18 protein-coding genes are annotated in these 17,786 nt (G+C 32.9%); 11 read left to right on the forward strand and 7 right to left on the reverse strand.

Annotation, left to right across the window (positions count from 1 at the left end; translation table 11 throughout):
- Positions 1-93 precede the first annotated feature (93 nt).
- The 5 genes from DB891_RS13395 to porX form a co-directional block, all read right to left on the reverse strand.
- Positions 94-468, reverse strand: a complete 375-nt coding sequence (locus DB891_RS13395) for a DUF4258 domain-containing protein (RefSeq protein WP_116764089.1) — start codon at positions 466-468, stop codon at positions 94-96.
- Between the two features lie 36 nt (positions 469-504).
- Positions 505-1,698: an alanine dehydrogenase gene (locus DB891_RS13400; protein WP_116764090.1), complete on the reverse strand. Its 1,194-nt coding sequence runs from the start codon at positions 1,696-1,698 to the stop codon at positions 505-507.
- Positions 1,699-1,946: 248 nt separating this feature from the next.
- The gene (locus DB891_RS13405; protein ID WP_116764091.1) at positions 1,947-2,423 is read right to left on the reverse strand and encodes a GNAT family N-acetyltransferase; all 477 of its coding nucleotides are present in this window, start codon (positions 2,421-2,423) and stop codon (positions 1,947-1,949) included.
- Between the two features lie 11 nt (positions 2,424-2,434).
- Positions 2,435-2,842, reverse strand: a complete 408-nt coding sequence (gene tsaE, locus DB891_RS13410) for a tRNA (adenosine(37)-N6)-threonylcarbamoyltransferase complex ATPase subunit type 1 TsaE (protein ID WP_116764092.1) — start codon at positions 2,840-2,842, stop codon at positions 2,435-2,437.
- Between the two features lie 194 nt (positions 2,843-3,036).
- The gene (gene porX / locus DB891_RS13415; protein WP_116764093.1) at positions 3,037-4,590 is read right to left on the reverse strand and encodes a T9SS response regulator signal transducer PorX; all 1,554 of its coding nucleotides are present in this window, start codon (positions 4,588-4,590) and stop codon (positions 3,037-3,039) included.
- Positions 4,591-4,997: 407 nt separating this feature from the next.
- On the opposite strand from porX, the gene DB891_RS13420 reads away from it, so the two are divergent.
- The 9 genes from DB891_RS13420 (at position 4,998) to DB891_RS13460 (ending at position 13,218) form a co-directional block, all read left to right on the forward strand.
- A complete protein-coding gene (locus DB891_RS13420; protein ID WP_116764094.1) occupies positions 4,998-6,227 on the forward strand; it encodes an HD domain-containing protein in 1,230 nt (409 codons plus the stop codon).
- 129 nt (positions 6,228-6,356) lie between these two features.
- Positions 6,357-7,400, forward strand: a complete 1,044-nt coding sequence (gene lpxD / locus DB891_RS13425; RefSeq protein WP_116764095.1) for a UDP-3-O-(3-hydroxymyristoyl)glucosamine N-acyltransferase — start codon at positions 6,357-6,359, stop codon at positions 7,398-7,400.
- Positions 7,393-8,781 (forward strand): bifunctional UDP-3-O-[3-hydroxymyristoyl] N-acetylglucosamine deacetylase/3-hydroxyacyl-ACP dehydratase, encoded by a 1,389-nt coding sequence (locus tag DB891_RS13430; RefSeq protein ID WP_116764148.1) that lies wholly within the window; start codon positions 7,393-7,395, stop codon positions 8,779-8,781. The genes lpxD and DB891_RS13430 overlap by 8 nt, the downstream gene beginning before the upstream one ends.
- 71 nt (positions 8,782-8,852) lie before the next feature.
- Positions 8,853-9,638, forward strand: coding sequence for an acyl-ACP--UDP-N-acetylglucosamine O-acyltransferase (gene lpxA, locus DB891_RS13435; RefSeq protein WP_116764096.1), 786 nt, complete (start codon positions 8,853-8,855; stop codon positions 9,636-9,638).
- 118 nt (positions 9,639-9,756) lie between these two features.
- Positions 9,757-10,323: an elongation factor P gene (efp, locus tag DB891_RS13440; protein ID WP_116764097.1), complete on the forward strand. Its 567-nt coding sequence runs from the start codon at positions 9,757-9,759 to the stop codon at positions 10,321-10,323.
- A gap of 68 nt (positions 10,324-10,391) precedes the next feature.
- Positions 10,392-11,321, forward strand: coding sequence for a UDP-3-O-(3-hydroxymyristoyl)glucosamine N-acyltransferase (locus DB891_RS13445; protein ID WP_116764098.1), 930 nt, complete (start codon positions 10,392-10,394; stop codon positions 11,319-11,321).
- Position 11,322: 1 nt separating this feature from the next.
- Positions 11,323-11,685, forward strand: coding sequence for a nuclear transport factor 2 family protein (locus DB891_RS13450; protein WP_116764099.1), 363 nt, complete (start codon positions 11,323-11,325; stop codon positions 11,683-11,685).
- 84 nt (positions 11,686-11,769) lie between these two features.
- Complete coding sequence (sucD, locus tag DB891_RS13455) at positions 11,770-12,642, forward strand: succinate--CoA ligase subunit alpha (protein ID WP_116764100.1); 873 nt, start codon at positions 11,770-11,772, stop codon at positions 12,640-12,642.
- Between the two features lie 147 nt (positions 12,643-12,789).
- Positions 12,790-13,218: a hypothetical protein gene (locus tag DB891_RS13460; RefSeq protein ID WP_116764101.1), complete on the forward strand. Its 429-nt coding sequence runs from the start codon at positions 12,790-12,792 to the stop codon at positions 13,216-13,218.
- Positions 13,219-13,298: 80 nt separating this feature from the next.
- Here the strand turns inward: DB891_RS13460 and msrB are convergent, their stop codons facing one another.
- Positions 13,299-13,691 carry a peptide-methionine (R)-S-oxide reductase MsrB gene (gene msrB / locus DB891_RS13465; protein ID WP_116764102.1) on the reverse strand — a complete coding sequence of 131 codons (393 nt, stop codon included), beginning with the start codon at positions 13,689-13,691 and terminating at the stop codon, positions 13,299-13,301.
- Positions 13,692-13,866: 175 nt separating this feature from the next.
- Complete coding sequence (locus DB891_RS13470) at positions 13,867-14,730, reverse strand: alpha/beta hydrolase (RefSeq protein ID WP_116764103.1); 864 nt, start codon at positions 14,728-14,730, stop codon at positions 13,867-13,869.
- Positions 14,731-14,907: 177 nt separating this feature from the next.
- On the opposite strand from DB891_RS13470, the gene DB891_RS13475 reads away from it, so the two are divergent.
- Together DB891_RS13475 and DB891_RS13480 are read left to right on the forward strand one after the other, a co-directional pair.
- Positions 14,908-16,338 carry a glycogen synthase gene (locus tag DB891_RS13475; RefSeq protein ID WP_116764104.1) on the forward strand — a complete coding sequence of 477 codons (1,431 nt, stop codon included), beginning with the start codon at positions 14,908-14,910 and terminating at the stop codon, positions 16,336-16,338.
- Complete coding sequence (locus DB891_RS13480) at positions 16,328-17,608, forward strand: glucose-1-phosphate adenylyltransferase (protein ID WP_116764105.1); 1,281 nt, start codon at positions 16,328-16,330, stop codon at positions 17,606-17,608. Before DB891_RS13475 ends, DB891_RS13480 begins: the two co-directional genes overlap by 11 nt.
- Positions 17,609-17,786 lie beyond the last annotated feature (178 nt).

Raw genomic sequence — 17,786 nt, forward strand, 5'->3', positions numbered from 1 at the left:
AAGTGGTGGTCAATTTACTCCGAAACTGGTGGTCAATTTACACTGGAATGGGGTGGTCAATTTGACCGGTTTTTCCAGAAGAGCTTTTTGAACTTATTTTTTGACAATATCCTCTAAAACGGCTTTGTCTGAATAATTAATTACTTTAAGAGTGATTTGTTGGTTTTTAATAGTTTTTCCATCTATTATATATAACTTTCCTTTCTTTAACGGTACGTTGCTTTTATCAAAATCTACATCGCCCATTTTTAAAGTATTTTTTATATCGGTTGTGTCGACCCATTTCTCTGAAAGAATCTTCGAAGCTTTATCCGAGTAAAAGAAAGGCTTAGTACTTAAATCATTCAAAACTCTGGCGTTTGGAAAATAATTACAGCGGGTGTCTTTTCCGCTAAATATTGCCGCAACGACAAACAAACCCATTATCAAACCCACTAAATAGTAAGCAAAACGTTGTATGAAATTCATATTTTAATTTTTCGGCAAAGGTATGGCAAAGTTTGCTTAAAAAACAATTAAATTAATATCGTTATCGGGTAAATCAAACCAGTCTCCTATGGCTTTATTGGTAAGGATGCCATGATATAAATAAACACCATTTTTTAAGCCGGCATTACAACGTATAGAACTTTCAATGCCTCCATCTTCGGCAATTTGCAATAAATAAGGAGTAATAATATTGCTTATAGAAAGGGATGCCGTTTTAGAATAACGCGAAGGAATGTTGGGTACACAATAATGCAATACATTGCTCTTTAAAAAGGTTGGTTTTTCATGCGTTGTCACTTCCGAAGTTTCAAAACAACCACCTGTATCAATGCTTATGTCTACAATCACAGCTCCTTTCTTCATGTGTTCTACCATGGTTTCGGTTACAACAACAGGGCAACGCTCTTTGCCTCTCATGGCGCCAATAGCAACATCACAGCGTCTTAGTGCTTTTAGTAATGCTTTTTGTTGAAGGGTAGATGTAAAAATGCGTTGGTTTAAATTATTTTGTAAACGACGTAATTTTGTAATAGAATTATCAAAAACTTTTACGCTTGCGCCAAGACCAATAGCTGCTTTTGCGGCAAATTCACCTGCTGTTCCCGCACCAATAATAACAACTTCGGTAGGGGCAACTCCTGTAATATTTCCAAAAAGTAATCCTTTTCCAAATTCATTGGTAATCATTAATTCGGCAGCAATAAGAATGGAGGCGGTTCCTGCAATTTCACTTAGCGATTTTACGGCAGGGTAGGAGCCGTCTTCGTCTTTTAGATATTCGAAAGCAAGAGCCGTAACTTTTTTTCGAGACAATGCTTCAAAGTATGATTTTTTTCTGGTTTTTAATTGAATTGCCGATATTAAAATCGTTTTCGGATTCATCATTTCAATTTCGGCAACAGTAGGGGGTTCTACTTTTAGAATCATCGGGCAACTAAATACTTTTTTTGTATCCAGAGTAATTTCAGCACCAGCGTCGCTATATTCTTTGTCGCTATAACTGGAACTTACACCTGCTCCAGCTTCAATCATTACCCTATGTCCTTGATAGGTAAGTGTGTTTACTGAATCTGGAGTAAGACAAATACGGCGTTCCTGAAAACTGGTCTCTTTTGGGATACCTATGAAAAGTTGGCTTTTTTGTCTTGCAATTTCAAGTGTTTCTTCTTGAGGCAGTAATTGTTCTTTTGTAAATGGACTTATTGACATTGATGTAATGAAATTAGAGGTACAATTTACAAAAAAGATTCGTAACTATTCCGTTAGTTTTAAGTTTTCAGTCGTAGTCGCAGTTTTCAGAGTTGTCTGTAAACATTGTAATTTGTTTTCTTAACAATATTTGTAAAAAAGTGAGTCTGCTTTAGAAATATTCTTTAATTAATTCCTTTATGGATTGAAAATTGTCCTGATAACTATCGGAAGAAAACTGAAAACTGAAAACTGAAAACTATTTCAATTTAATCTATGTCTTTTTCCATTTTTATATCGGCTCGCTCATAAACACCTTCTTCTACAGGAATTTCTACAAATCCAAAACTTTCATACAAGTGTATTGCGGGGGCTAAGGATTTATTGGAGTACAGAATTAATTTTTGGAAGCCTTTTTCTTTGGCTACAGCCAAACAATGAATCATCAGTTTTTTGCCAATACCCAAACCTTGATTACCATCAGAAACAGCCATTTTACTCAATTCGAAAGTAGTTGAATCTATTTTTAATAACGAAACCGTACCAACTATTTTATCGGCATATTTGGCATAAAAAATCATTCCGCCTTTGTCGATTATTTCTCCCTGTGGATCCGAAAGTATTCTTTCGTCTTTTGGTTCTACTTTGAAATATTTATGAAGCCATTCTAAATTTAAAATTTTTATGGGTTCCTTTAAATCAATAGAAAATGGAATAATTTCTACAGCATTTGGATCTAGTTTCATGAAAAATGATTTTATGTTAATTCAAGAGAGCGATTTCCGTCAGCAAGCAGCTCAATGGTAATGACTGAATGCTGCTCTGGAATTAAATTCTCTATTTTTTCTGACCATTCTATAAAGCACCAATTTCCGGAATACAGGTAATCATCTATTCCCATGTCAAGTGCTTCACTTTCTTTGTTAAGTCTATAAAAGTCAAAATGATAAATGGTTTGATTTTTAGCGGTTTGATATTCGTTAACTAAAGAAAAGGTTGGGCTACTTGTTGCTTCTTTCACACCAAGAGTTTTACAAAGCTGTTTGATTAAAGTTGTTTTTCCAACACCCATTTCTCCATTAAAAAGGATTACTTTATTTGGGTTTTGATCTAATATTTGTTGCGCAACTGCTGCAAGTTGATCGATAGAAAATGTGATAGTCATGAGTTAGTGTTCAGTGTTCAGTTTTTTAGTATTCAGTTTTATCGGTCGTCTCGGTGTTCAGTTTTTTTTTTTTAGTGTTCAGTCAGAATTAATGGCACTTATTAAATCTTATTTTTTACAGATTAACTAGTCGCTATTAAGTTATTCATCATCATAATAACTGATCACTAAAAAACTGAACACTGACCACTTCTTTATTTAGGGTTAAAAACAAGAAAAGGAATAATCATTTCTTCCAATGATATTCCGCCATGTTGATAGGTGTTTTTATAATAACTAACATAATGGTTGTAATTGTTTACATAAGCCAAAAACAAATCATTTTTCGCAAAAATATAGGAACTACTCATATTTATGGTCGGCAAGCCAATATTTTTGGGTTCTTTTACGGCATACACATCCTTATGTTCGTAGGTCAAACTGCGTCCTGTTTTGTATCTAAGATTAAGACTTGTGTTTTTGTCTCCCACTACTTTTGATGGGTTTTTTACATTGATTGTACCGTGATCGGTTGTCAAAATCAATTTAAAACCTAATTTCTGGGCTTGTTGAATAATTTCCAGCAATGGAGAGTTCTTAAACCAACTCAATGTTAAAGAGCGATAGGCTTTGTCATCTGAAGCTAATTCTTTTACCACATCCATTTCGGTTTTGGCATGGGAAAGCATGTCTACAAAATTATACACCACCGTCACAAGATTGTTGTCCTTTAATGACCTGAAATTTTCGGACAGCTTTTTTCCTCCAGCCAAATTGGTGATTTTAAAATAATCTTCTTTGATGTTTAGCCTTAATCTTTTTAATTGGGCTGTTAAAAATTCGGCTTCAAATAAATTTTTCCCACCTTCTTCGGGGTCATTTTTCCAATATTGAGGAAACTGTTTTTCCATTTCGAGTGGAGTCAATCCAGAGAAAATGGCATTTCTTGCATATTGTGTTGCAGTTGGTAAAATGGCGTAATAAGGAACCTCTTTTTCGAGTTTGTAAAAATTAGCAACCACACTTTCTATTACTTTCCATTGATCGTAACGTAAATTATCAATCACCACAAAAAGGATCGGCTTGTCTTTTTTAAGGATTTCTGGGACCACTAATTCTTTGAATAAATTATGAGATTGTACGGGTTTATCTGCTTTTGGTGCAAACCAATCTTCGTAATTTCGTTCTATAAATTTTCCAAATTGAGAATTGGCTTCCACTTTTTGGGATTCTAGAATTTCAATCATAGCTTGATCATCAATATTCTCTAGTTCGAGTTCCCAAAAAATCAATTTTTTATACAATTCAATCCAATCTTCATAGGAATTGACCATAGCCATTTCCATAGTGATTTTTCTAAATTCTTTTTGATAATCTAATGTTGTTTTCTGAGAAATTAATCGCGAATGGTCTAGGTTTTTCTTTAAACTCAATAAAATCTGATTTGGATTCACTGGTTTTATCAAATAATCGGCAATTTTAGAACCAATGGCTTCCTCCATGATATATTCTTCTTCGCTTTTGGTAATCATTATCATAGGAATAGAAGATTTTTTCTCCTTCATTTCAGATAACGTTTCCAAACCACTCATTCCCGGCATATTTTCGTCTAGAAAAACAATATCAAAGTTGTTTTCATCAAAAATATCAATAGCATCACGACCATTATTGCAAGTGGTAACATGGTAGTTTTTTTTCTCTAGAAATAATATGTGGGGTTTGAGCAAATCGATTTCATCATCAACCCAAAGTATTTTTATGGTATCCATTTATATTTAATTTTAGTGCAATTTAGTTGTATAGAACTTAATAAATATTAAAAATAGTATAAAATTGATTATTAAAAAGGAGAAACATTGTTATTTTAATGATAACCAGTGCTAAAAATAAGCAATAAAAACGGCTGATTTATTTTTTAGTTTAAATGAATTATGATTATCTTAAGATGATACCTAAAAAGATGTTTTTTTTGTCACAGATTTCACCCTCAAAAGTTTTCGGGGGTCCACAAATTAAACATTCGGTATATTGAAAATTTGTGCTAATCTGTGGAATTGGTGTGAATTTTTAAATTACTTTAAAATTGCAAAATTTACACTACAATCTAAAAGGATTGATATAAGACCTTAATCACTCGCTATTTTACTTATATTTGTTGACCTAAAAAGTATAGAAAGTGTCTCAAATTAATAAACTTAAAATATTCAACGACCCAATTTACGGGTTTATTACCATCCCAAATCCTTTAATTTACGATTTAATTCAACATTCTTATTTTCAGCGTTTAAGACGTATTTCACAAATGGGTTTGTCCTATTTAGTGTATCCAGGAGCGAATCATACTCGTTTTCATCACGCCTTAGGATGCATGCATTTGATGCAAAAAGCGGTCGAGGTATTGCGTTTTAAAGAAGTTTCCATAAGTTCGGAGGAAGAAAATGCGTTGTATATAGCCATATTATTGCACGATATTGGACATGGACCCTTTTCACACGCTATGGAAAGCAGTATCGTGGAAGATGTACATCATGAAGAAATTTCTTTATTATTCATGGAACAATTAAATAATGAATTCAACGGTCAATTAAGCCTTGCAATTCAGGTTTTTAAGGGAGATTATCATCGCAAATTCATGCTGCAACTTATTTCGAGTCAGCTTGATATGGATCGAATGGATTATTTAAAAAGGGATAGTTTTTATTCTGGTGTTTCTGAGGGAAATGTCAATTCTGAACGATTAATCCAGATGATGAATGTGGTTGATGATGTATTGGTTATTGAAGAAAAAGGAATTTACTCTGTCGAAAAATTTTTGATGTCCAGACGATTAATGTATTGGCAAGTATATTTGCATAAAACAAGTTTGGTTGCGGAGTTAATTTTGACCAAGATTTTAAAACGTGCCAAAGAATTGACCGAAAGAGGTCTTGTTCTACCGTGTAGTGAGCCTTTGTTGTTTTTTATGCAAAATAAAGTAAATTTAGAAACCTTTGATACCAAAACATTGTCATTGTTTGCTCAATTGGATGATTTTGACATAATAAGCGCCTTGAAATCTTGGCAAAATCAAGAGGATTTCATACTTTCTACTTTGAGTAAAATGATTATCAACAGAGATCTATTAAAAATAAAATTGACCAATGATAAAGTGTCAATGGAAGAGTTATTGATTCAGAAAGAACGTTTTTCAATTCAAAATAATATTTCTCTTACAGAATCTAATTATTTTATATTTAAAGGCAAAATAAAGAGTCAAGCCTATAGTAAAGTAGCCGAACCCATCCGAATATTGAATAAAGATCTAACAATTGAAGATGTCGTTGAAGCCTCAGATCAGCTGAATTTGAAATCATTATCTAAATTAGTAACCAAGTATTATATTTGTTTTCCAAAACAACTAGTATAAAAATAAGATTTAAAACCTATTTTTTATATTTTTGTCACTTCGAAACGAGCCAAACTATTTTTTATTGAACATTGATAGCACTTTATAACAAGTACAATTGAATGCCTATGAAAAATACAATCCTATAAAATGAAATTTACAGCAGAACAAATAGCAGGAATATTAGAAGGAGAAATTGTTGGAGATCCCAATATTGAAGTTTCTCGATTGTCTAAAATAGAAGAAGGTTCTGAAGGATCACTTACTTTTTTATCGAATCCCAAATACATTAATTATATTTATACCACAAAGGCTTCTGTAACAATTGTTAATGATACTTTTGTGCCGGAATCTCCAATATCCACAACTCTTATTAAAGTAGCAGATGCTTATAAAGCTTTTTCTAAATTATTAGAGTTTTACAATCAAGTAAAATTAAATAAAAGTGGAATTGAACAGCCTTCTACTATCTCTGAAAGTGCAAAATACGGCGAAAATCTATATTTAGGCAGTTTTAGTTATGTTGGAGATAATGTGATTTTGGGTGACAATGTTAAAATTTATCCTGGTAGTTTTATTGGAGATAACGTTACTATTGGAAATAATGTTATTATTTTTGCTGGCGCTAAAATTTATTCAGAAACCGTAATTGGTAATAATTGCACCATACATTCTGGAACCATTATTGGAGCTGATGGTTTTGGTTATGCCCCAAATGAAGATGGTACGTATAGTAAGATTCCCCAAATTGGTAATGTAATTATAGAAGATAATGTAGAGGTTGGTGCGAACTCAACAATTGACAGAGCAACATTGGGATCTACTATAATAAGGCAAGGAGTTAAAATTGATAACCAAATTCAGATTGCGCATAATGTAGAAATTGGCAAAAATACAGTTATTGCAGCTCAAACCGGAATTGCAGGATCTAGCAAAGTAGGCGAAAACTGTATGATTGGAGGTCAAGTGGGTATTGCGGGTCATTTAACAATAGGTAATAATGTTCGTATTCAAGCTCAATCTGGAGTAGGAAGAAATATAAAAGACAATGAGGTTTTACAAGGAAGTCCTACATTTGGATATTCTGATTATAGCAAATCGTATATTCATTTTAAGAATTTACCAAAATTGGTCAAGGAACTAGAGGAGTTAAAAAAACAAATATTAAACCAAAAAAATGGAAACAATGGTTAAACAGAAGACCATCAAAACAGAAATTTCACTAACTGGAGTTGGATTACACACAGGAAAAGAAGTTAAAATGACTTTTAAACCTGCTCCAGTCAATAACGGATTTACGTTTGTTCGTGTAGATTTAGAAGGTCAACCGGTTATTGAAGCAGATGCAAATTATGTTGTAAATACCCAAAGAGGTACCAATTTAGAAAAATTAGGTGTAAAAATACAAACTCCCGAGCATGTATTGGCAGCTTTAATGGGGAGTGATTTAGATAATATCATCATTGAGTTAGATGCTTCTGAACTGCCTATTATGGATGGCTCTTCGAAATATTTCATTGAGGCAATAGAACAAGCGGGTACTATAGAACAAGAACTAAACAGAAATGTATATGTTGTAAAAGAAGTAATTTCTTTTACGGATGAAGCTACAGGAAGTGAAATTATGGTTATGCCAAGCGATCACTACAGTGTGACTGCTATGGTAGATTTTGGAACTAAAATTTTAGGAACCCAAAATGCAACTATGAAGACTATTTCTGAGTTTAAAACAGAAATTTCAAATGCAAGAACCTTTAGTTTTTTGCACGAATTGGAATCTCTTTTAGAAAATGGATTGATAAAAGGTGGTGATTTAAATAATGCCATTGTATATGTAGACAAAGACATATCAGAGTCTACAATGGAAAATTTAAAGAAAGCATTCGGTAAAGACGAGATAACCGTTAAACCAAATGGAATATTAGATAATCTTACGTTGCATTATCCAAATGAAGCTGCAAGACATAAATTGCTTGATGTAATTGGAGATTTAGCCTTAATTGGAACAAAAATTCAAGGAAAAATTATTGCCAACAAACCGGGACATTTTGTAAATACTCAATTTGCAAAAAAAATGGGAAAAATCATAAAAAATGAACAAAGAAATTATGTTCCTACATATGATTTGAACCAAGAGCCTTTGATGGATATTCATAAAATCATGGCAGTGCTACCTCATAGACCTCCATTTTTATTGATTGATAGAATCATAGAAATGTCTGACAGTCATGTTGTAGGAATGAAAAATGTAACAATGAATGAGAATTTCTTTGTAGGACATTTTCCAAACGCTCCAGTTATGCCAGGTGTATTAATCGTTGAAGCAATGGCACAAACAGGAGGAATCCTTGTTTTAAGCACTGTACCGGATCCAGAAAATTATTTGACATTTTTCATGAAAATTGATAATGTGAAATTCAAGCAAAAAGTATTACCTGGTGATACTCTAATTTTCAAATGTGATTTAATTACTCCTATAAGAAGAGGAATTTGTCACATGCAAGCCAATGCTTATGCAAATGGTAGATTAGTAGCTCAAGCCGAATTAATGGCACAAATTGCAAGAAAACAATAGATTTAGATTAATTGGCCTTAAATAGTTTTAATGGCTTTTATTCTAAACAATAATAATATAAAAAAAAGCAGATGAATCAACCGTTAGCATACGTTCATCCAGGTGCGAAAATCGCCAAAAATGTAGTTATTGAACCTTTTACAACCATTCACAATAATGTAGTTATTGGAGACGGTACATGGATTGGTTCTAATGTAACCATAATGGAAGGAGCGCGAATTGGAAAGAATTGCAATATATTTCCCGGAGCAGTAATTTCAGCAGTCCCTCAGGATTTGAAGTTTGGAGGGGAAGATTCTTTGGCCATAATCGGAGATAATTGTACCATCAGAGAATGTGTTACCATAAATAGAGGGACAATAGCTTCAGGTCAAACTACACTTGGAAATAATTGCCTAATTATGGCTACTGCACATATTGCACATGATTGCCATATTGGGGATAATGCTATTATTGTAAATGGAGTTGCTCTTGCTGGCCACGTAATAGTTGGTAACTATGCGGTTATTGGCGGTTTGGCTGCCATTCATCAATTTATTCATATTGGTGACCACGCAATGGTTTCTGGAGGTTCATTAGTTCGAAAAGATGTACCCCCTTTTACAAAAGCGGCAAAGGAACCATTATCTTATGTTGGAATTAATTCTGTTGGATTAAGAAGACGAGGATTCACAACCGAAAAAATTAGAGAAATTCAAGAAATTTACAGAATTCTGTATCAAAAAAATTACAATACGTCTCAAGCGATGGACATCATTGAAGCTGAAATGGAAGCTACTCCAGAGCGTGATGAAATTTTAGATTTTATCAGAAATTCATCTAGAGGCGTAATGAAGGGATATTCCGGGAACTATTAATTTTTGAATTAAGATTTCTAGTTTACATTATACAATATTAAAAGTATACATTAAATAATTAATAAAGAAGATTGATTCTTTTTTTAGAATCTAAATTCTTAAATCTAAAATAAAAAAAATGGCATCTACATCAGATATTAAAAACGGATTGTGCATCAAATACAATAATGATATTTACAAAATCATTGAATTTTTACATGTGAAACCTGGTAAAGGACCTGCATTTGTAAGAACCAAATTGAGAAGTTTGAGCAATGGTAAAGTATTAGATAACACATTTTCTGCGGGTCATAAAATTGAAGAAGTAAGAGTTGAAAATCATAAATTTCAATTTTTATATCCTGAAGGTGATTTATTTCACTTCATGAATGTTGAAACTTTTGAACAAATTTCATTAAATAAAAGCATTCTTGACTCTCCAGATTTATTAAAAGAAGGAGAAAATGTTATGGTAAGTATCAATACAGAAACAGATTTACCTCTTTCTGTAGACATGCCTGCATCTGTAATACTTGAAGTTACTTATGCTGAACCAGGTATAAAAGGAAATACAGCAACTAATGCTACAAAATCGGCTACTGTTGAAACTGGAGCTACCGTAAATGTACCTTTGTTTATCAATGAAGGTGACAAAATAAAAATTGATACAGCATCAGGTTCTTATATGGAACGTGTAAAAGCATAGTTTTCTAAAAATCCGTATTCAGTTGTTTAAACTAAATACGGATTTTTTATATACAGAATATTAAATTTATGAAATTTCCAAAGGTTTATTCTTTACAAGACATTGCAAACTTACTTCAATGTGAATTTGTTGGTGATGCTTCTTTTCCAATTTACGGCATGAATGAAATTCATGTTGTAGAATCGGGTGATATCGTATTTGTCGATCATCCAAAATATTATGATAAAGCTTTAGATTCAGCAGCTACAGTTGTATTAATAAACAAAAAAGTAGATTGTCCAGAAGGAAAAGCATTGTTGATTTCTGATGATCCATTCAGAGATTTCAATACATTAACGCGTCATTTTAAACCTTTTCAATATGCCAATGTTTCTATTTCGGCTTCCGCCAAAGTAGGAGCAGGAACTATAATTCAACCCAATTCTTTTATAGGAAACCATGTGGTCATTGGTGAAAATTGTTTAATCCATTCCAATGTGTCAATTTACGATCATACTGTGATCGGAAATAATGTAATCATTCATGCTGGTACCATTCTTGGGGCCGATGCCTTTTATTATAAAAAACGAGCCGAAGGATATGATCAATTGCTATCAGGCGGTAGGGTTGTCATCAAAGATAATGTGGGGATTGGAGCACTTTGTACCATTGACAAAGGGGTAACAGGAGATACCATCATTGGCGAAGGAACAAAAATTGACAATCAAGTACACATAGGACACGATACTGTCATTGGAAAAAAATGCTTAATTGCTTCACAAACTGGTATAGCCGGTTGTGTTATTATTGAAGACGAAGTTACTATTTGGGGACAGGTGGGAACAACAAGCGGTATTACAATTGGGGCTAACGCAGTAATTTTGGGTCAAACTGGAGTTACTAAGTCAGTCGAAGGAGGAAAAAGTTATTTTGGAACTCCAATAGAAGAATCAAGAGAAAAATTGAAACAACTGGCTAATATTAAAAAGATTCCTGAAATTTTAAAAAAATTGAAGTAATATGTCTGCTAAAGAAATTGTCAAAAGCTTTTATAAATCGGATGCCATTATCAATCCTGAGATAATGAAAGAATATCTACATCCCGATTTTTCATTAGAATGGAATAGTAGCAAAGGATTTATACAAATGGATTATGATGCTTTAATGAAATTCACCAATGAAATTAGTAGAGCCTATGTTCGTACTAAGGTAAGAATAAGCCACATAATTGAGGAGAATAATTTAGTTTCGGTACGTTTTTCTCATTTTGTAAAAACAATTGAGAACCCAAGAGAAGAAATGTTATTGGCTCATATTATGATTGTTTGGGAATTAAAAGACAATAAATTATACAAAGGCTATCAAATGAGTCAGATTCTGTAATTTATTTTTATTAAAAAAGTAAAGAATAATTACAAAAACCTTACTTTTGCAACACAATTTTAAAAACTACATAAAAAATATATCATGAGTGTTTTAGTTAATAAAGATTCCAAAATAATAGTTCAAGGATTTACAGGTAGCGAAGGAACTTTCCACGCTTCGCAAATGATTGAATACGGTACAAACGTTGTTGGAGGAGTTACTCCAGGAAAAGGGGGAACAACTCATTTGGACCTTCCTGTTTTTAATACAGTAAAGGATGCCGTTGAACAAGCTGGCGCTGATACAACTATTATTTTTGTACCACCTGCTTTTGCTGCTGATGCCATTATGGAAGCTGCCGATGCTGGTATAAAAGTAATTATTGCTATTACAGAAGGAATTCCTGTTGCTGATATGATTAAAGCAAACAGTTATGTAAAAGAAAGAAACGCAAGATTAATTGGTCCAAACTGCCCAGGTGTAATTACTCCAGGTGAAGCTAAAGTTGGTATTATGCCAGGTTTTGTATTCAAAAAAGGAACTGTTGGAATTGTTTCAAAATCAGGAACTTTAACGTATGAAGCGGCTGATCAAGTTGTAAAACAAGGATTGGGTATCACTACTGCTATCGGTATTGGTGGAGATCCAATTATTGGAACAACTACAAAAGAAGCTGTTGAATTATTGATGAATGATCCAGAAACAGAATGTATCGTTATGATTGGTGAAATTGGTGGTCAATTAGAAGCTGATGCTGCTAAATGGATTAAAGCTGATGGAAACCGTAAACCAGTTGTTGGATTTATCGCAGGAGTTACTGCTCCAGCAGGTCGTACAATGGGGCACGCAGGTGCTATCGTTGGAGGTTCTGATGATACAGCTGAAGCTAAAAAACAAATCATGAGAGAATGTGGTATTCACGTAGTAGATTCTCCAGCAGAGATTGGTAAAAAAGTAAAAGAAGTATTGGGTTAATTTCCAATAGGTTAAATAATAAATTATAAAAGCTCCGTCAAGTTGAATAAACGAGATGGAGCTTTTTCTTAATTTATGTTGTTTGATAAAATAAGTAATTATAAACAATCACTTTGGGTCTTTGTTCCTTAGTGGAAAATTAAAAATATGTATAAAGAATTAGAAAAGTTTACAGTAAAAGGACATTTTACGTTTACACAGGATGATAGTTTAGAAGAAGTATGTAATGCATCAGAATCAGGAAGTGGTATTTTCCTTGTTTATGCTGCAGGTGTAGATTCTAAAGAATTAATAATGGTTTCCTCTACAGGAACTGTTCAAAACGACGGAACTTTAAAAAGCAAAAACGGAGGTCTAAAAGACAAAATCGTAAACGGTCATCAGTTTGCAAAAACAGGAAGAAAATATTCTTGGCCTGCACAAATGAAAATCGAAAACATTGACAGACTTGAAGTACTTTGGTTCGAAACATTCAATGCAAATGAAAAATCTATCCCAACAAGTGTGGAAGGTCAAATTTTACAAAATTTCTTAGACGAAAATGGTAAATTACCAAGATGGAATGTTGCATTCTAATACATTCTTGTTTTAAACAAAAAAGCTTTACGGTTCGTAAAGCTTTTTTTATTTAAAACAGTTTTTGAATAATAATCTATCTATTTTTCTTTAAAATCAATAGATAAAGAATTAACACAATAGCGTTGCCCCGTTTTAGTTGGACCATCTTCAAAAACATGACCTAAATGTCCGCCGCAATTAGCGCAAACTATTTCGGTTCGTTTCATCCCATGCGTATCATCAACAATATATTCAACTTTTCCGGGTATCGATTCATCGAATGAAGGCCAACCACAGTGTGCATCAAACTTAGAATTACTTTCAAATAGGGGAGTCCCGCATCCACCGCAACAATACGTCCCATTTTCGTAATGTAAATTATACTTTCCTGTATGTGGGTACTCAGTTCCTTTTTCGCGAAGAATTTTGTATCTCTCAGAACCCAATATTTCTTCCCATTCTTTTTTGGATTTTATAAAAGGATAATTCATAGTCTTTAATTTTTAAAATTTTCAGCTACTAAGACACTAAGTTGCAAAGATTCTAAGTTTAGAAAAAAGGTTTTGAGCTTTTTTCTAAACTTGGGTGTATTATTTCTCAATTTTCAAGAAAATTATTTATCCGCATAAATCTTAGCAACTTAATGTCTTAGAATCTCTTGAATAGTTATTTTTTTATAAAATTAATGATTTTTTCAATCACCTGATGATCGGCAAGTATCTTTCTATGTCCTAATTCTTTTGTTATCATTAATTCCGCATTTTTTAAATATTTGTGAATATGATTTCCTGCTTTTACAGGAACTTCGGGGTCATTTTCATCATGTATTACCAAAGTGGGAATCTCCGTTTTTGAGGCTGCTCTGTAAGCACTGTAATCATCCATGCTTCCTCCATACTTATTCTCAATGTACAAGCATAATTGAGTACTGATTTCTGGTTTTAATTCTAATTTTTTAATGAAATCATCAATTATGTCTTGAACAATGTCTCCACTTCCTATAATGATAGCACGATTAACAGAAAAGCCTTTTTTTATGGCATTTAACACAGACATACCTCCTAATGAATGTCCAATAGCGATCTCAAAAGGACCATATAGCTTATCAATTTCAAGTATTGAATCAATAAAATCAACCATAATTGATGAGTTTCCGGGGGATTTCCCGTGTGCTGGAGCATCAAAACTAACAGTTGAATAACCTGATTTTAATAGCTCATCGGCTATTTTACACAATTGGGTGCCTCTTCCGGACCAGCCATGAACCAATAAAACTTTTTTTTCACTTACACCGTATTGGTAAACCACTATTTTTTTGTTTATGGTTGGAACGGTAATTAGCGTTTGAATACTTTTTTGATCCATCTCCATTTCTCGTTTTGGAGTTTTATGTCGTATTGGAGTCGTAAATAGTTTGAAAGCATAAACAGTAACTAATCTTGTAGAGAAAAAAGCGATAACCTTACTGGAAAGCACTATAAATCTAGGAATTTCTAAAGGTCTTGTATGATTTGAAGGTTTTATTGCCATATTGATAAATATTAAAAACGAAGAGATTATCTTACTTTTTTTTGTTAAATTTAAAACATAAAAGTAATGTAAAATTAAAGTTTATTTAATTTTATATTGTTGTGTTTTTTCAATTAAAATTTAAATTTTACATAAAAAAATCAAATTATTTTGGTTAAAATCTATAAAACATCATAAATGGAAATATTTCACATTGGAGCAGAATGTTATCCTGCTGCAAAAGTGGGAGGTCTAGCCGATGTGGTTGGAGCCTTACCAAAATATCAAAGTAACACAGAAACTCAAGTTCGAGTTGTTATTCCTTGTTATGATAACACCTTTAGAAAAGAAAATAATTTTGTATGTGTTCATTGGAGTACTTTACAATTAGGGAAATTTAACTTTCCTTTTAGTGTACTTAAAGAGACTTCAGACAAATTGGGATTTGAATTGTATGTAATTGAAATCCCCGAACTTTTTGACAGGCCAAATATATATAGTTATAAAGATGATATTGAGCGTTTTTTATCTTTTCAAATTGCAACTCTAGATTGGATTATTGGTAGAGGATCAGTTCCTGATATAATTCATTGCCATGATCATCATACTGGTTTAATCCCTTTTATGATAACTTATAGTTATAAATATGAGAAGCTAAGAAATATAGCAACTGTGATTACCATCCATAATGCTTTGTATCAAGGACAATTTGGTTTTGATAAATTGCATTATTTGCCAGAATTCGATTTGGTACATGTAAATGTATTAGAATGGGGTAACTGTATCAATTCATTGGCAGCAGGGATAAAATGTGCCGATGCCGTTACAACCGTTTCTCCTAGTTATCTCAATGAAATCAATTATTCGGCAAATGGACTTGAATCATTATTTCAAAAGGTTCGCTACAAGTCTAAAGGGATTCTTAACGGAATTGATGATGATATTTGGGATCCTGAAATAGATCCGATGTTGGATGTAAATTATAATATAGAAACACAAGAAAAAGGAAAACGGGAGAATAAAGAGCAATTGTGTGCGCGTTTTAATTTAGATCCCACAAAACCGCTTTTCAGTTTCATCGGTCGATTATTCGATGAAAAAGGAGCAGATTTATTGTCACAAGCGTCAGTACTGGCCTTATCTGAAAATAGTGAAGCTATTAATATTCTGGTTTTAGGTTCTGGAAATATTGAAATTGAAAACCAACTTACTGAATTATCTCAGGATTATAGAGGTTTTTTTAATGTCTTTATTGGTTATGACGAAGTATTAGCCCATAAAACATACGCTGGATCTGATTTTCTATTAATGCCATCGAGAGTAGAACCTTGTGGTTTGAATCAGATGTATTCCATGCGATATGGTACAATACCCATGGTGAGAAGAACTGGCGGATTAAAAGATACAGTTGCTGACTTTGAAGATGACGGAAACGGAATATGCTTCGATCAAGCTTCTGTTGAAAATATTTGCGACGCTATCAAAAGAGCCTTAAAGTTATATGAAGACCAATCAAGCATCAATAAAATTAGAATAAAAGGAATGAATACTGATCATTCTTGGCAACGTGTTTGTCAAGAATATATAGAATTATATAATTTAATTATTACTAAACGAAATGAAAACTAAAAGAAAAAATGTTATTGCTATTATTTTAGGAGGTGGACAAGGTTCTAGATTATTTCCATTAACAGCCAGTAGGTCTAAACCTGCTGTGCCGATAGCGGGGAAATACAGATTGGTTGATATTCCAATTTCAAATTGTATGAATTCGGATATTTATAGAATGTTTGTCTTGACACAGTTCAATTCAGCTTCTTTAAATGCCCATATTAAGAACACCTATAACTTTAGTATTTTTAGTCAGTCGTTCGTTGATATTTTGGCCGCCGAACAAACTCCCGATAATCCCACTTGGTTTCAAGGTACAGCCGATGCCGTAAGACAATGCATGCCACACTTTTTGAACCATGAGTTTGATTATGCTTTGATTCTCTCTGGAGATCAGTTGTATCAAATGGATTTTAATGATATGCTTGACGATCATATTGAAGCCGAAGCGGATCTTTCTATTGCTACTTTACCCGTAAACGATAAAGATGCCCCTGAATTTGGAATTTTAAAAACGGATTCAGAAAATTTTATTAAATCATTCATCGAAAAACCTGCAAAAGAATTATTACCCGATTGGAAATCTGAGGTAAGTGACGACATGAAAAGTCAAGGCAAAGAGTATTTGGCTTCAATGGGAATCTATATTTTCAATAGGAAATTATTAATCGAATTAATGTCAAATCCAGACACAAAGGATTTTGGTAAAGAAATCATTCCGCAAGCCGTTGAGAACAAGAAAGTACTGAGTTATCAATACGAAGGATATTGGACAGATATTGGTAATATCGACTCGTTTTTTGAAGCTAACATTGGTTTAACCGATGATATACCACAATTCAATTTGTTTGATAATGATAATAAAATCTACACAAGACCCCGTTTATTATCGCCATCCAAGTTTCATAAAATAATGGTTGAGAGATCATTGATTTCTGAAGGTTGTATTATTCATTCTAAAGAAATTACCAAATCGGTTATTGGAAACAGAACCCGAATTGGAGCGGATACGGTTATTCAACATTCCTATGTTATGGGTAATGATTTATACCAACATATTGATGACATCAATGAAGATATAAAAAATAATAGACCATTAATTGGCATAGGGGAAAGATGCTTCATACATAATGCGATTGTGGATAAAAATTGCAGGATTGGAAATGATGTCTATATAAAAGGAGGAAAACATCTAGCCGATACTACAAATGAATTGTATTGCATCAAGGAAGGGATAGTTGTTATTCGAAAAGGAGCAATTATTCCGGATGGTTTTACTGTTAAATAATAATGCCAAAATTCTTCGAATAACAGCATTAATTTACTTCGTCAGTTCGCTATCGCTCGTGTGGGCGTGACCCTCCGTAAAAACTACGGGTCGGGCTTTCCGTTCCCGCTTTTTTTTATCCCGTAAAAAAAACGGGATAAAAAAAGAGCTCCACTACAAACGAAGTTCACTGAACTCA

Source organism: Flavobacterium laiguense (genome assembly GCF_003097655.1).
Classification (GTDB): Bacteria; Bacteroidota; Bacteroidia; order Flavobacteriales; family Flavobacteriaceae; genus Flavobacterium; species Flavobacterium laiguense.